Annotated in this window: 14 protein-coding genes and 1 other RNA gene; 7 read left to right on the top strand and 8 right to left on the bottom strand. The window is 63.5% G+C overall.

The window, feature by feature from the left end; translation table 11 throughout:
- Positions 1 to 15 precede the first annotated feature (15 nt).
- Complete coding sequence (locus Q0Y42_RS00730) at positions 16 to 414, bottom strand: DUF3597 domain-containing protein (protein WP_297799082.1); 399 nt, start codon at positions 412 to 414, stop codon at positions 16 to 18.
- Positions 415 to 547: 133 nt separating this feature from the next.
- Positions 548 to 645, bottom strand: an RNA gene (ffs, locus tag Q0Y42_RS00725) — signal recognition particle sRNA small type.
- A 95-nt stretch (positions 646 to 740) separates the two neighbouring features.
- Between ffs and nudC the strand changes: the two genes are divergently transcribed.
- Positions 741 to 1,664: an NAD(+) diphosphatase gene (nudC, locus tag Q0Y42_RS00720; RefSeq protein ID WP_297799080.1), complete on the top strand. Its 924-nt coding sequence runs from the start codon at positions 741 to 743 to the stop codon at positions 1,662 to 1,664.
- On the opposite strand, the gene Q0Y42_RS00715 is transcribed toward nudC, so the two are convergent.
- Entirely contained in the window at positions 1,665 to 2,402 is a 738-nt protein-coding gene (locus Q0Y42_RS00715; protein WP_297799078.1) for a 3-deoxy-manno-octulosonate cytidylyltransferase, read from the bottom strand. It lies immediately after the preceding gene.
- Between the two features lie 150 nt (positions 2,403 to 2,552).
- Between Q0Y42_RS00715 and Q0Y42_RS00710 the strand changes: the two genes are divergently transcribed.
- Positions 2,553 to 3,245, top strand: coding sequence for a cytochrome c family protein (locus tag Q0Y42_RS00710; protein WP_297799076.1), 693 nt, complete (start codon positions 2,553 to 2,555; stop codon positions 3,243 to 3,245).
- 73 nt (positions 3,246 to 3,318) lie between these two features.
- On the opposite strand, the gene Q0Y42_RS00705 is transcribed toward Q0Y42_RS00710, so the two are convergent.
- Positions 3,319 to 4,104 (bottom strand): NlpC/P60 family protein, encoded by a 786-nt coding sequence (locus Q0Y42_RS00705; protein ID WP_297799074.1) that lies wholly within the window; start codon positions 4,102 to 4,104, stop codon positions 3,319 to 3,321.
- 108 nt (positions 4,105 to 4,212) lie between these two features.
- Entirely contained in the window at positions 4,213 to 5,598 is a 1,386-nt protein-coding gene (locus tag Q0Y42_RS00700; RefSeq protein WP_297799072.1) for a leucyl aminopeptidase family protein, read from the bottom strand.
- A 63-nt stretch (positions 5,599 to 5,661) separates the two neighbouring features.
- Here Q0Y42_RS00700 and Q0Y42_RS00695 point away from each other — a divergent pair, with 63 nt between their 5' ends.
- The 5 genes from Q0Y42_RS00695 (at position 5,662) to Q0Y42_RS00675 (ending at position 9,899) form a co-directional block, all read left to right on the top strand.
- On the top strand, positions 5,662 to 6,522 hold the full coding sequence (locus tag Q0Y42_RS00695) for a tetratricopeptide repeat protein (protein ID WP_297799070.1): 861 nt from the start codon (positions 5,662 to 5,664) through the stop codon (positions 6,520 to 6,522).
- 63 nt (positions 6,523 to 6,585) lie between these two features.
- Positions 6,586 to 7,053, top strand: a complete 468-nt coding sequence (locus Q0Y42_RS00690; protein ID WP_297799069.1) for an iron-sulfur cluster assembly scaffold protein — start codon at positions 6,586 to 6,588, stop codon at positions 7,051 to 7,053.
- 82 nt (positions 7,054 to 7,135) lie between these two features.
- Positions 7,136 to 7,372, top strand: a complete 237-nt coding sequence (gene yidD, locus Q0Y42_RS00685) for a membrane protein insertion efficiency factor YidD (RefSeq protein WP_292050530.1) — start codon at positions 7,136 to 7,138, stop codon at positions 7,370 to 7,372.
- The gene (thrS, locus tag Q0Y42_RS00680) at positions 7,369 to 9,318 is read left to right on the top strand and encodes a threonine--tRNA ligase (protein WP_297799064.1); all 1,950 of its coding nucleotides are present in this window, start codon (positions 7,369 to 7,371) and stop codon (positions 9,316 to 9,318) included. The genes yidD and thrS overlap by 4 nt, the downstream gene beginning before the upstream one ends.
- Positions 9,319 to 9,440: 122 nt before the next feature.
- Entirely contained in the window at positions 9,441 to 9,899 is a 459-nt protein-coding gene (locus Q0Y42_RS00675) for a hypothetical protein (protein ID WP_242912888.1), read from the top strand.
- A 130-nt stretch (positions 9,900 to 10,029) separates the two neighbouring features.
- Here Q0Y42_RS00675 and lpdA read toward each other — a convergent pair whose 3' ends face one another.
- From lpdA to Q0Y42_RS00660, 3 genes are all read right to left on the bottom strand, one after another.
- The gene (gene lpdA / locus Q0Y42_RS00670; protein ID WP_297799061.1) at positions 10,030 to 11,430 is read right to left on the bottom strand and encodes a dihydrolipoyl dehydrogenase; all 1,401 of its coding nucleotides are present in this window, start codon (positions 11,428 to 11,430) and stop codon (positions 10,030 to 10,032) included.
- On the bottom strand, positions 11,427 to 11,891 hold the full coding sequence (locus Q0Y42_RS00665) for a hypothetical protein (RefSeq protein ID WP_297799059.1): 465 nt from the start codon (positions 11,889 to 11,891) through the stop codon (positions 11,427 to 11,429). The genes lpdA and Q0Y42_RS00665 overlap by 4 nt, the downstream gene beginning before the upstream one ends.
- Before the next feature lie 4 nt (positions 11,892 to 11,895).
- Positions 11,896 to 13,499: 2-oxo acid dehydrogenase subunit E2 (locus Q0Y42_RS00660; RefSeq protein WP_297799056.1), on the bottom strand; the 1,604-nt coding region annotated here is incomplete at its 5' end.

Here is a 13,499-nt window from a genome sequence, read left to right as displayed (position 1 = left end):
ACCGGATGAGGAATCTTACAGATCGCTCGGCAGCTGACCGCCGTTGTCGCGGATCTTCTGGATGACCTGTTTGTGCAGCCACATGTTCATGGTCGCGGTGTCGGACTTGTCGCCGGTATAGCCCAGCTCGTCGGCCAGTTCCTTGCGTTCGGCCAGCGAGCTTTCCATGCCGACCAGCTTCATCAGGTCAACGATGGAGGTGCGCCAGTTCAGCTTCTGGCTGCGCTGCTCGTTCATGAAGTCGAGGATGCCCGCGACGTCCACGTCCTGGATCGAGGCCGGTTGCGGAGCAACCGCCGGAGCGGTCGGGGCCGGAGCCGGTGCCGGAGCCGCAGTGCCCGAAGCCGGGGCCGCGCCTGCCGCTTGATCCTTCTTTTTGAAGATGTTGCCGAAGATCTTACCAAGAACGCTCATGTCGCGGTCCTTTTCAGTGTCTGAATGGACTCTCGAAGCGAACCGCGCCCCCGACGGTTCCGTCAAAGAGCGTATTATCGTGCACAAAAAAACGCCCGTTGGCACGGACGCTGGCAAAATCAGTCATTTGTAGAAGGGTGGAGACCGCACGACCCGAAGGTGAATTCGTTGTGGCTGCTGCCTTCCGGCCCTGACCAGGTTGGCGAAGCCTTCGCCCGCACGATCTCCGAGACGGGATATGGCGCGTGGCGCAGGACAAATCAAGGGGCGAAATCAGGGTGAAAGCCCCATTCCTGTCGGCGCTTGGACCGCCTATGTTGTCGGACATGGTTCTTCAAAACACCTTTGCGGGCAATCCGCTCGACCGGTCCGGCGACCTGCGTAACGATCAGGACTGGATGTCCGCCCAAAGACGCCACCCCCAGGCCACCTGTATGGTGATGTGGGAGGGCCGCCCGCTGGTCGAGCCGCACGGCGACGAGGAGCGACTGGTCTGGCTGTCGTTTGAACATGCGCTGGATCTGGTGAAGGACCGCGACCTGTTTCTGGGGATGTGGAAAGACATTCCCGCCTTTGCCATCGAGTTCGAAGGCTCGATCGACCCGACCAACGGTCCTTGCGCCCACATGGGACGGTTTGTGGAACTGCGCGAGGCAGCCGCGATCCTGAGCGCCAATGAAGCGGCCATGGCCGGTGAGGCCAAGGGGTTGTTCGACTGGCGTCGTCGTCACGGCTTCTGTTCGGCGTGCGGCAAGCCGTCGGAACAGGCGTCGGGTGGCTGGCGCAGGGTCTGCCCCGCCTGCGGAACCGAGCATTTCCCCCGCGTCGATCCCGTCGTCATCATGCTTCCGGTCTATAAGGGCGGGGACGAGCCGATCTGCCTGCTGGGACGCCAACCGCAATGGCCCAAGGGCCGGATGTCGGCACTGGCCGGATTTCTGGAGCCTGCGGAATCGGTCGAGGAGGCCTGCGCCCGCGAGGTAGGGGAAGAAGCGGGCCTCAAGGTCACCGCCGTCCAATACCATTCCAGCCAGCCTTGGCCCTTTCCGGCCCAGCTGATGCTGGGCCTGATCGCCGAGGTCGACAGCTGTGATGCGGTGCCGGATCACTCCGAACTGGAAGCCGTGAAATGGCTGACGCGGGCCGAAGCCCGCGCCCTGATCGATGGCAGCCATCCCGATTTGATCGCACCACCGCCCTTTGCCATCGCCCACCAGCTGATCTCCAGCTGGGCGTTCGAAAGCGAATAATCAGCCGTTCAGGCTGCGGGCCACAGCACGGGCGGCCTCAAGATCCTCGGCATTGTCGACCGAGACCGGTGCCTCGTCGATGATGCCGGTCCAGATGGTCATGCCCATTTCCAGCGCGCGGAGTTGCTCCAGCTTCTCGCGCTTTTCCAGCGGCGACGGCGGCGCGGCACAGAAGCGCACCAGAGCCTCGCGGCGATAGCCGTAGATGCCGATGTGGTGCCAGATCGGCGCATCACCGTAGAGCACCGAGCGGGTGAAATAGAGGGCGCGGCCCGAGCGGCCATCCTCGTCCACAGCGACAACAGCCTTTACGACGTCGGGGTTGGCGCGCTCGCTCGCGTCTGTTTCGGCGGCGACGAGGGTCACAATATCCGCCTGACGACGGGTTTCCAAAAGGTCGGCGCAGATTTTTGACAGATTTGGCGAGGCGAACGGCATGTCGCCCTGCACATTGATAACAATGTCGTGCGCGCCGGTCGGGTCGAGCAGGTCCGCCGCCACGCGGATACGGTCAGAACCACTGGGCAGGTTCGGATCGGTCAGTACTGCTTCACCGCCAGCCGCTTGAACTACATCGACAATTTCTTGATCACCCGCCGCAACTGCGACGCGGAAACCCGATTTCGACGCCGCTTCCCAAGCGCGAACGATCATCGGCTTTCCCTCGATGTCCGCCAGCGGTTTGTTGGGCAAACGGGTCGCTGCCAAACGTGCGGGGATCAGTATCAGAGGTTTCATAGCCAGAAAGAAGTCCAGTTTCGCCCGACAATGTCGTCGGACAGGTTGATAAGGTCGCGCTAGCGTGTAAGAGACGCCAACGTAAGGAATACGCCTGAACGCCGCAATGCGAGCGGGGGGCTCATCTAGATACGGGATGCGACGACGCGCATGAGCGGCGATCTGAAGTTCAACAAGATTATGGGCGCGTGCCTGGGCACGGCCTTTGCGATCCTGGTGGTCCAACAGGTTTCGGGCGCGGTGTATCACACCAAGGCTCCGGAGAAGATGGGCTATTTCGTGGATGCTCCGGAAGAATCCGCAGGTGGCGACGCGCCGGCCCTGCCGATCGACTGGGGTACGGTCCTGCCGACGGCCGACGTTGCCGCCGGTGAAGCCGCCTTTGCGCGCTGCCAGGCCTGCCACACCATCAACGCTGGCGGCGCTTCGGGCATCGGCCCGAACCTGCACGGTGTTCTGGGCGGTCCTGTGATGCACGCCGCAGGCTTTGCCTATTCGGACGCCATGGCCAAGCACAAGGCCGAGGCTCCGACCTGGGGCTATGACGAGATCGACAAATTCCTGACTGCACCGGGCCGTTATGTTCCGGGCACCAAGATGTCGTTCGCCGGTATCCGTGACGAACAGACCCGCATCAACCTGATCGCCTATCTGCGCACGCAGGGCTCGAGCCTCGGCATTCCGGCTCCGGACCCGTCGCGTCAGCCGGGTGCTGCCGCTCCGGCTGAAGGTGACGCTGCGGCTGCCGAAGGCGCTGCAGCCACCGAAGCGACCGGCGAAGCCGCCGCTCCGGCTGCCGATACCGCTGCGACCCAAGCCGCACCGGCTGCTCCGGCAGCCTAAGGGCCAGACGTCCAGACATAGAAAAGGCGGCTCCTTCGCGGGCCGCCTTTTTTATTTGGCTGATTGTCCGGTTTTAGAAGGTCGGACGACGATAGAGTGCCGCGCCCAGCCCTGCTGCCGCAGCCTGGCCCGACACATCGGCCAGCGTCGTCTCTACGACCTTGCCCGAGTTGGCGCAGGCATGGATGACGGTTTCGGCATCAACGACCAGCGCGGCATGACCCAGCGCCTTGTCCTCGCCAGATACCCACACGACGATATCACCCGCCGTCAGTTCACCCTGCTCCAGCGAGCGACCGACCGCAGCCAGATCAACCGCACGGCGCGGGGCTGCGCGACCGCAGGCGAACAGCACCTGCTGCACCAGCCCTATGCCATCGACGATGTCAGAGCGAGCACCCTTTTCCACCGATGCACCGAGGAAGCCGCGCGCCACAGCCACGGGATCGGCCTCGAACTCGGCCACAGGCGTCAGATCGGCACCCTCAAGGCCCGCTTCGTCGCCGGTAACCAGAGCATTGAACGGATAGCGCCCCCCGTGCGAGCGCACGCGATAGGCGGGAAAACCGTGGGCAGGCTTCAGGACGGCCTCGCCGACCCAGCCCACCGTGCCATCGCGACGGCTGCGACCATAGGCGCGACCACCGCGACGGAAGAGAATCTCGAAAATCTCGCCATAGATCAGCTGGGATACACGCTGACCGTCCTCGGACAGGACGTCCGTGACCGGCTCGGCCATGGCAGCTGAGTCCAGCGCGGTGAAGCGCGGCGCACGGGTCAGACCTTCCAGAGCCTGTTCGGCCAGGTCGGCCCCCATCAGCCGTTCACCGGGGGGGATCAGTTCTGGGATCAGGGTCAAGCGCGCACCCGAGACAGACACAAAGGACAAATCGATCACCAACCCTACACGCGCTTTTCCGAAGGGGATGTTAACGCGGCGGGATCATCTGTCCCGCCGCGTCCATCATCATGCGCCTAAGCGACCCGACAGATAGTGGAACCATGCCCGCAGGGTCTGGGCCTCGCCCCCTTCGGGATAGCCGGGGCGGTTGCGCGGGTTCCACGCGAACACATCCATGTGCGCCCACGAACCCGTCTCGGGCGCGAAGTTCTGAAGGAAGAGAGCCGCCGTCACCGAACCGGCCTGTGCCCAGGCGGCGCTGTCGTTGCGAAGGTCGGCGATCTCGCTGTCCAGCGAGGCGCGATAACCCGACCACAGCGGCATGCGCCACAGCGGATCGCTGACCGCCTGACTGGCTGCCACAACGCCCTCTGCCAGTGCATCATCGGCGGTGTAGAGCGGCGGAAGTTCCGGCCCCAGGGCGATACGCGCCGCACCGGTCAGGGTGGCAAAGTCCACCGTCAGGTCCGGCTCATGCTCGCCCGCCCGGGCCAGCACATCGGCGAGGATCAGTCGGCCTTCGGCATCGGTATTGCCGATCTCGATGGTCAGGCCCTTGCGGCTGTTCAGGATATCGCCCGGACGGAAGGCATCGCCCGAGACCGCGTTCTCGACCGCGGCCACCAGCACAACGAGGCGCACCTTCAGGCCCGACTGCATCACCAGCCGACCCAGCGACAGGGCATGGGCGGCACCGCCCATATCCTTCTTCATATTGCGCATGCCCGCCGCGCCCTTGAGGTCGAGGCCGCCGGTGTCGAACACCACGCCCTTACCCACCAGCGCCACGAGCGGCAGATCGGTCTTGTCCAGATTCCAGCCGATCTCCAGCACACGCGGCGCGCGGTGGGCGATGGCGGCGCGGCCCACGGCATGGACTGCCGGATAGTTGTCTTCCAGAAGCTGGTCGCCGATGGTCACCTTCAGATCGGCACCGTTTTCCTCGGCGATCTCGCGGGCGATGGTTTCCAGCTGGAGCGGGCCCATGTCCTGCGCGGGCGTATCGACCATCTCGCGGGTCAGGTGGCAGGCATCGACGATGCGGCGCACGGCCTCGACGTCGATCCCTTCAGGGGCAACCAGACGCGGGCGCGGCTTGCCTTCGGACGACTTGTAGCGGTCGAACACATAGCTGCCGACGCCAAAGGCCACAGCCGCCACCTCGCCCTTGTCGGCGGGCAGGTTCTCGATCTTCCAGTCACCGTCCGGCAAACGGCCCGCCAGGCTGCGGATCACCGCCGGATCGAAATCCTTGGCGACCCCGAACAGGGCCTCGGCGACCTCGCCGTCTGCCCCCGGCACCAGCAGAAGCTGCCCCGGCTTGCCTTTGAAACCATTGACGCGGGCCCACGCCTCGGCGGGACCATCCAGAGCGGTCTGGGCGTCCACCAGACGGACCGGACGCGCCTTGCCCGACGGCAGCTGCAGGAAATCACGGGGTTTGGCAGACATCAGCATTCTCTTCTCGCCCTTAACGGGCATTAACCGGACCTTAGCGCAGAACGACGCAACATCATGTCACCTTCGTTCGGGAACTTCTTCATGTCGCGCACCCGCTGCCTCGCTGCAACCTTAGGTCTCGTACTGGTGTGGCCTGTCGCTGCAGCGGCCACGACCCAGACGCCAGAACCCGCCGCCGCGCCCGCACCGCGCGTTCCCGCCGATGCAGCCACACGCGCCGCCTATGATCGCGCAGACGCTCTCAGCCGGTCGCTGTTTTGGGGCAATGAGCACGCCATCAATCCGATGGACCCTGTTGCGGGCGTAAAAATGGCACAAGCTCTGCGCGAATTGGGCCAGCATGACCGCGCCGCCGAGGCGGCCCAGGGCGTGCTGACCACCCAACCGCGCAATGTCGAGGCCATGCTGGAAGTGGGCCGCGCCCATATCGCCCGCGGTCAGGCCTTTTACGGCATCGAAGCTCTGGAACAGGCCCGCGCCCTCGCCCCGCGTGACTGGCGCCCGCTGTCGCTGCTGGGCGTAGCCTATCAGCAGGTCCAGCGTAGCGCCGATGCGCAAGCGGCATGGCAGGCCGCACTGGCCCTGTCCCCTGACCAGCCCGAGGTGCTGACCAATATCGCCATCGCCCACATGAGCAGCGGCCATCTGGCCGAGGCCGAGACCCTGTTGCGCCGCGCCGCCGCCCGTCCGGGAGCCTCGCTTCAGGTACGCCAAAATCTGGCGCTGGCACTGGGCCTGCAAGGCAAGACCGGCGAGGCCGAAACCATCCTGCGCCGCGACGTCCCGCCGGAAGTCGTCGAGCAAAATCTGGCATGGCTGTCGCGCCGCACGCAGGAAATGAACGGCCAGATCCCCGCCGTTCCCGAACCGCCCGCATCGCCGACCGCACGAAGCTGGAATTCTCTGAACCCCTGATTGGCCCAATCGCTAATGCGCCACGGCTTCATTTTTGCGGTTTGAGGGCCTATCTACTTTCCCGTGATCGACGACCTTTACAGCGCCCGTATCCGGACCCTTGCGCCCAACATGCCCCAGGCTGGGCGCCTGACTGCCCCCGTGGGTCCGGGTTTGATGGTGCCCATCAGGGTCGTATCAAAGCCCATCGTTGATGTCGTCATCGACGATCAGGGCCGCGTCACCGACTTTGCCCAAGAAGTCAAAGCCTGCGCTCTGGGCCAAGCCGGTGCCGGCGTCGTCGGCGAGGCCGCAATCGGGGCCACCGAGCCCGAGATCGAGGCCGCCCGCGACGCCATGCTGGCCATGCTGAAATCCGGCGGCGAAGGCCCGACGGGCCGTTTCGAAGGGCTTCGCATCCTGAAACAGGTGGCCGACTATCCGGCCCGCCACGCCTCTTCGATGGTCGCCATCGAGGCCCTGCTGGAGGCTGTCCGGCAGGCGCTGAAACACCATACCGATACACGAACTAACATCGCCGGTGCGGCGTGAGACTTTTGCGCGGGTTGAAACCCTGTCCCTAACGGGGGATAAGCCCAGCAACCATTCTCAGCAGCCCCCGGCGAAGGGACAAATGTCTCTCTACGAACGCGGCGTCCGATTGGCCCATCGGGGCTATAAGGTCACGCTGTCACCCCTGATCGGCCAGCAGTGCCGCTTCCTTCCGACCTGTTCGGACTATGGACGCGACGCCCTGATCCAGCACGGTCCGGTTCGCGGGGGGTGGCTGACTGTACGCCGTCTCTGTAAATGCCATCCATTCGGCGGGTCGGGTTACGACCCCGTCCCTCCAGTTAAGACCAAACGATGATCAACCTTACCTTCCCAGACGGCGCCGTCCGCCAATACCCAGCCGGTTCGACGGGCTTTGACGTCGCCTCCGCTATTTCGCCGTCGCTGGCGAAAAAGGCAGCCCTTGTCGTGTGGAACGGCGAGCAGCGCGACCTGCACCGCGAGATTGAGGGCGACGGCGACTTCCGCCTTCTGATGCGCGATGACCCCGAGGCTCTAGAAACCATCCGCCACGACGCCGCCCACGTGCTGGCGCAGGCCGTGCAGGAGCTGTTCCCGGGCACGCAGGTCACCATCGGCCCGTCGATCGAAGACGGCTTCTATTACGACTTCGCCCGCGACGAGCCCTTCTCGACCGACGACTTCCCGAAGATCGAGAAGAAGATGGCCGAGATCATCGATCGCGGTGCCAAGCTGGAACGTCAGGTCTGGAACCGCGACGAGGCCATCGCCCACTTCGAGAAGATCGGCGAAAGCTACAAGGCCGAGCTGATCCGCGACCTGCCTGAAACGGAAACCATCACCGTCTATAAGCAGGGCGAATGGGCCGACCTGTGCCGTGGTCCGCACTTCCCCTCGACCAAATTCGTGGGCAAGGCCTTCAAGCTGACCAAGCTGGCCGGTGCCTATTGGCGCGGTGACAGCAACAAGGCGCAGCTTCAGCGCATCTACGGCACCGCATGGGCCACCAAGGAAGACCTCGACGCTTACCTCCAGCGCATCGAGGAAGCCGAGAAGCGCGACCACCGCAAGCTGGGCCGCTCGATGGAACTCTTCCACATGCAGGAAGAGGGCCGCGGCATGGTCTTCTGGCATCCGAAGGGCTGGGTGCTGTGGCGCGTGCTGGAAGCCTATATGCGCCGCCGTCTGGACGCCGCAGGCTATGTCGAGGTGAAGACCCCGCAGGTTCTGGACCGCAAATTCTGGGAAGCCTCAGGCCACTGGGACAAGTACCGCGCCAATATGTTTGTCTGCGAGACGGTCGAGGGCGAAACCCTGTCGCTGAAGCCGATGAACTGCCCGGGCCACGTTCAGATCTTCGATCAAGGCCAGCGTTCGTACCGCGAACTGCCGCTGCGTATGGCCGAGTTCGGCGCCTGCCACCGCTATGAGCCGTCGGGCTCGCTGCACGGCCTGATGCGCGTGCGCGGCTTTACCCAAGACGACGCCCACATCTTCTGCCGTGAAGACCAGATCGTCGAAGAGACGGCCAACTTCATCAAGCTGGCCCGCTCGGTCCACGCCGACCTCGGCATGGAAACCAAATACATCTCGCTCGGCACCCGTCCGGAACTGCGCGCCGGTACCGAAGAGTTCTGGGACAAGGCCGAGGCCCAGATGGCCGAAGCCGCCCGCGCCGCTGGCACCGAGCCTGTCGTGACCGAAGGCGACGGTGCCTTCTACGCGCCGAAGCTGGACTTCATCGTCAAGGACGCCATCGGCCGTGAATGGACCTGCGGCACCATCCAGTTGGACTATGTCCTGCCGGAACGTCTGGATGCGACCTATATCGCCGAAGACGGCCAGAAGCACCGTCCGGTCATGCTGCACCGCGCGATCCTCGGCTCGTTCGAGCGCTTCATCGGCATCATGATCGAGAACTACGCCGGTGCCTTCCCGCTGTGGCTGGCCCCGACGCAGGCCGTGGTGACCACCATCACGTCTGACGCCGACGGCTATGCCGAGGATGTCCTCGCCAAGTTCAAGGCCGCTGGCCTGCGCACCGAGATCGACCTGCGCAACGAGAAGATCAACTACAAGATCCGCGAGCACTCGGTGAACAAGGTGCCGGTCATCGCCGTCGTCGGCCGCAAGGAAGCCGAAGAAGGCAAGGTCGCCATCCGCCGCCTCGGCTCTCAGGCCCAAACGATCGTCACGATCGAAGAAGCCATCGCCATGCTGACCGACGAAGCTCTGGCGCCGGACCTGAAGCGCGCCCGCGACGGTGTCGAACACAACGTCTAAGGCCCGCTAAAGCCCAACTACAGAAAAGCCGCCGAGGGAAACCCCGGCGGCTTTTTCTATACGCGCCTTAGCTCTTGCTCTTCCGACACATCCCCCTGATCCTTTCGTCAAGGAGAGCCTGCATGTCCAAATCCAAAGTACACCTGAGAGTGATACTGGCCAGCGCTGCACTAATCGTGCTGATCGCTGCCTATGCGGCTGTACCCAAACGCGCTCACGTCAACGCGCCAACATCCTTGCCAAGCATGGAATGGGCTAAGCAGTTTGAAGCCAGTCTGGACCTAAAAACAGCACTCCCGAACGAAAGCGATGTTGAGGCTGCCAGCGAGTATGCACGATACTATTGGCTGAGCGATGACGACGCTAAACCAACGATCATTGCGTCCTATCAGAAGGCACGGCCCCAAAATATCTTGGAAAGCATGGGTCTTGTTTCCCTCGAGAAATCCAAGACAGCCCAAGGTATTTACCTAGGTGCTCCAGCTTATGAATGGTTCGACGGGGGCTGTTCCATCATCACACTCAAGATAGATCACCGCACCCAGACAATTCTCAGCGCCCAATGCAACGGTTTCGCCTAAATTGAGAAGCGTTATTCCGCTCCTCGCGAGATACTCCCTGCATACGGGGGAGGAGAAATATCGCCCCTCAAGTCGCGAGCCTCCGCGAGGCGAGCATAGGGGCGAGAGGGGCAAAGCCCCTCTCTCAAACTTAGATATGTATAGCGTGACCCAGAGCGCGGAGCGACGCCTCATGGAAGGCTTCGCCGAGGGTCGGGTGGACGTGGATGGTGCCGGCCACGTCTTCCAGCACAGCGCCCATTTCCAGCATCTGGGCGAAGCTGTTGGACAGTTCGCTGACGTGCTGGCCGACGGCCTGGATGCCCAGCAGGCGGTGATCGTTTTTATCAGCGATCACGCGCACAAAGCCGCCATCCTCGCCTGCCTCGATAGCCAGAGCGCGGCCGATAGCGGCGAACGGGAAGACGGCCTGAATGACATCGTCGCGGCCTTCGACATCCGAGACGCCCAGACCCGCCGAGACGATTTCCGGCTCGGTGAAGCAGACGGCGGCGATGGTGGTTGGGTCAAAGCGCTTGTTATGGCCCGCAATGATCTCGGCCACGACTTCGCCCTGTGCCGAGCCCTTGTGCGCCAGCATCGGCTCGCCCGTCAGGTCACCGATAGCCCAGACGTTCTTCATCGAGGTGGCGCAGCGGTCGTCGATCTTCACGAACGGGCCGTCCATGGCCACGCCCATAGCCTCCAGACCCCAGCCCTTGGTGCGCGGGCGGCGGCCCACGGTCACCAGCACCTTGTCAGCGGCAAGTTGCAGCGGATTGCCGTCCTTGTCCGTGACGTTCAGCTTGCCGTCACCAAAGCCACCAGCGCGGGCACCGAGGTAAAGCTCGACGCCGTGACGCTCCAGCCATTTGGCGACCGGATCGGTCAGGGCCTTGTCATAGAGCGGCAGGATGCGGTCGGCCATTTCCACAATGGCGACCTCGGCCCCCAGCTTGCGGTAGGCAATGCCCAGTTCCAGACCGATATAGCCGCCGCCAACGACGACCAGCTTTTTGGGCACTTCCGGCAGGGACAGCGCCTCGGTCGAGGAAATCACGTCACCACCGAACGGCAGGAACGGCAGTTCGACAGGTTCCGAACCCGTCGCCAGAATGACGTGCTCGGCGGTGATGCGGATATCGCCATCCTCGGTCGCCACGATGCAGGTCTTGGCATCCGAGAAGGTGGCCCAGCCCTTGACGACCTTGACCTTGGCCTTCTTCAGCAGGGCCGAAACCCCGCCGTTCAGCTTCTTGACGATGCTGTCCTTCCACTCGACCGTCTTCTTGAGGTCGATGGCAGGCGCAGATGCCGTAATGCCCAGCGTGCCGGCATCCGACGCCGCCTTGGCGACGGTTTCATACTTGCCCGCCGCATGGATGATGGCCTTGGACGGGATGCAGCCCACGTTCAGGCAGGTACCGCCCAGACCAGCCGATGCATCCACCAGCACGGTCTCCAGACCCAGTTGGCCGCAACGGATACCGGCCACATAGCCGCCCGTGCCCGCGCCAATGATCAGGACTTTGGTTTTCAGGTTCTGGGTCATCGTGTTCGTTCGAGAAGATATTGAAATCTAGTTGGTATGCGGTCGTGATATTCTGCAGGTATTCTAGGCGCGTAGAATGTACGGAACGATCCGTCTGATCGTTCAAAACCGAATGCGACTTCCCCGAGTTCGAGGTCCATCCGATCCCAACAAAACATCATGCGGCTATCGATACGGCGCTTGTAATCGCCCACAGCAGTTATCGAATACTCTGCCTTTGGTCGCCCCTGGATTACGTCCAGTACCTGTACAGTCGCCGTATCATCCCAGATCTCGAAGTACTCATCGAAACGAGGGGTTTCTGTGCGCACAAGCCGAGCAGTACGAACGATAGCAATCGGCGGACCGTTCTCAGAGAAAAGATCGGACCACACCGGAGGCTCCTCAGGTAAACACGCCGCCGCCTCACTCGCCGCGAACAGCGCGGCCACTGCTAAAGCTATAGCCGTGCCGCGCTTCATCGCATCACATCCAAAGCGTTGCCGGGTTTTCCAGCAAGTTCTTGATCTTCTGTACGAAAACAGCCGCGTCGTGGCCGTCGACGATACGGTGATCGAAGCTGGAGGACAGGTTCATCATCTTGCGCACGACCATCTGGCCGTCCTTGACCACCACACGATCGGCGATCTTGTTCGGACCGATGATGGCGACTTCGGGATGGTTGATGATCGGGGTGTGCACCACACCGCCGAGCGTGCCCAGCGAGGTGATGGTGATGGTCGAACCCGACAGTTCCTCGCGCTTGGCCGAACCGTCCTTGGCCGCACCCGACACGCGGGCGATTTCAAGGGCGGTGTCATAGGCATCGCGCGCCTCGGCGTGACGGACCACCGGCACCATCAGGCCGTTCGGCGTCTGGGCGGCAATGCCCAGATGCACAGCGGCGTGCTGGGTCAGGATACCCGCCTCGTCGTCATAGTGGGCGTTGATCTGCGGCTGGTCCTTCAGAGCCACGACGATGGCGCGGGCGATGAAGGGCAGGACGTTGAGCTTCGGCTTACCCGAACCCTTGTTCTGGGCGTTCAGGTGGCCACGCAGCTCTTCCAGAGCCGTCATGTCGATCTCTTCCACATAGGTGATGTGGGGGATGCGACGGACGCTCTCGGCCATCTTTTCCGCGATCTTGCGGCGCAGGCCGATGATCTTGACCTCGGTCGTACCCTCGGCCTTGGCGAACTGCGAAACCGCACCGCCCGCCACCGGAGCCACAGCCCCGCCGCGTGCCACGAAGGCATCAAGGTCGGCATGTTCGATACGGCCCGCAGGGCCCGAACCCGGCACGAAGACCAGATCAATACCCAGATCACGCGCACGTTGGCGCACCGCAGGCGAAGCCAGCGGACGCTCGCCCGGCTTGCGACCCGTCAGGGCCGGAACAGGCTTGGCATCGGCTTTCGGTGCCGGAGCCGCGGACTTAGGAGCCTCGACCTTGGCCGGAGCGGGAGCCGCCGCAGCGACAGGCGCTGCCGCCGGAGCCGCGGCCACATTGCCCGCGCCCTCGACATCGAAGCTGACCAGCGGACCACCGACCGGCAGGGCCTGACCCGCCTCGCCGTGCAGCTGAACCACCTTGCCCGCGACGGGCGAGGTCAGTTCCACCGTGGCCTTGTCGGTCATCACCTCGGCGACGATCTGGTCTTCCTCGACCATATCACCAACCTTGACGTGCCAGCCGACCAGCTCGGCTTCAGCCGTGCCTTCGCCAACGTCCGGCAGCTTGAACACATAGTTCCCCACGGTCGCAACGGCGACAGCGGGGCCTTCGGAGGCGACTTCGGGTTTCGGTGCCTCAACGGGCACCGGCGCTTCTACAGCAGCCGGAGCCGATGCAGGGGCTTCTTCCTCAGCCTCGGCATTGCCTTCGCCTTCAACTTCGAACTCGACCAGAGCGCCGCGCACCGGAAGCATTTCGCCCGGCTCGCCGTGCAGCTTGGTAACCTTGCCCTCGACCGGAGAGGTGATCTCCACGGTCGCCTTGTCGGTCATGACCTCGGCGACGATCTGGTCTTCGGACACCGCGTCACCGACCGCGACGTGCCACTGGACCAGTTCGGCCTCGGCGGTGCCTT

The sequence above is a fragment of the uncultured Brevundimonas sp. genome (genome assembly GCF_947305955.1).
In the GTDB taxonomy this organism is placed as follows: Bacteria; Pseudomonadota; Alphaproteobacteria; order Caulobacterales; family Caulobacteraceae; genus Brevundimonas.
This window is presented reverse-complemented; position numbering and strand designations above follow the sequence as displayed.

Coding starts and splice junctions, on each gene's coding strand:
- Q0Y42_RS00730 (WP_297799082.1), bottom strand. CDS start 414: ATGAGCGTTCTTGGTAAGATCTTCGGCAACATCTTCAAAAAGAAGGAT.
- nudC (WP_297799080.1), top strand. CDS start 741: ATGGTTCTTCAAAACACCTTTGCGGGCAATCCGCTCGACCGGTCCGGC.
- Q0Y42_RS00715 (WP_297799078.1), bottom strand. CDS start 2,402: ATGAAACCTCTGATACTGATCCCCGCACGTTTGGCAGCGACCCGTTTG.
- Q0Y42_RS00710 (WP_297799076.1), top strand. CDS start 2,553: ATGAGCGGCGATCTGAAGTTCAACAAGATTATGGGCGCGTGCCTGGGC.
- Q0Y42_RS00700 (WP_297799072.1), bottom strand. CDS start 5,598: ATGTCTGCCAAACCCCGTGATTTCCTGCAGCTGCCGTCGGGCAAGGCG.
- Q0Y42_RS00695 (WP_297799070.1), top strand. CDS start 5,662: ATGTCACCTTCGTTCGGGAACTTCTTCATGTCGCGCACCCGCTGCCTC.
- yidD (WP_292050530.1), top strand. CDS start 7,136: ATGTCTCTCTACGAACGCGGCGTCCGATTGGCCCATCGGGGCTATAAG.
- thrS (WP_297799064.1), top strand. CDS start 7,369: ATGATCAACCTTACCTTCCCAGACGGCGCCGTCCGCCAATACCCAGCC.
- Q0Y42_RS00675 (WP_242912888.1), top strand. CDS start 9,441: ATGTCCAAATCCAAAGTACACCTGAGAGTGATACTGGCCAGCGCTGCA.
- lpdA (WP_297799061.1), bottom strand. CDS start 11,430: ATGACCCAGAACCTGAAAACCAAAGTCCTGATCATTGGCGCGGGCACG.
- Q0Y42_RS00665 (WP_297799059.1), bottom strand. CDS start 11,891: ATGAAGCGCGGCACGGCTATAGCTTTAGCAGTGGCCGCGCTGTTCGCG.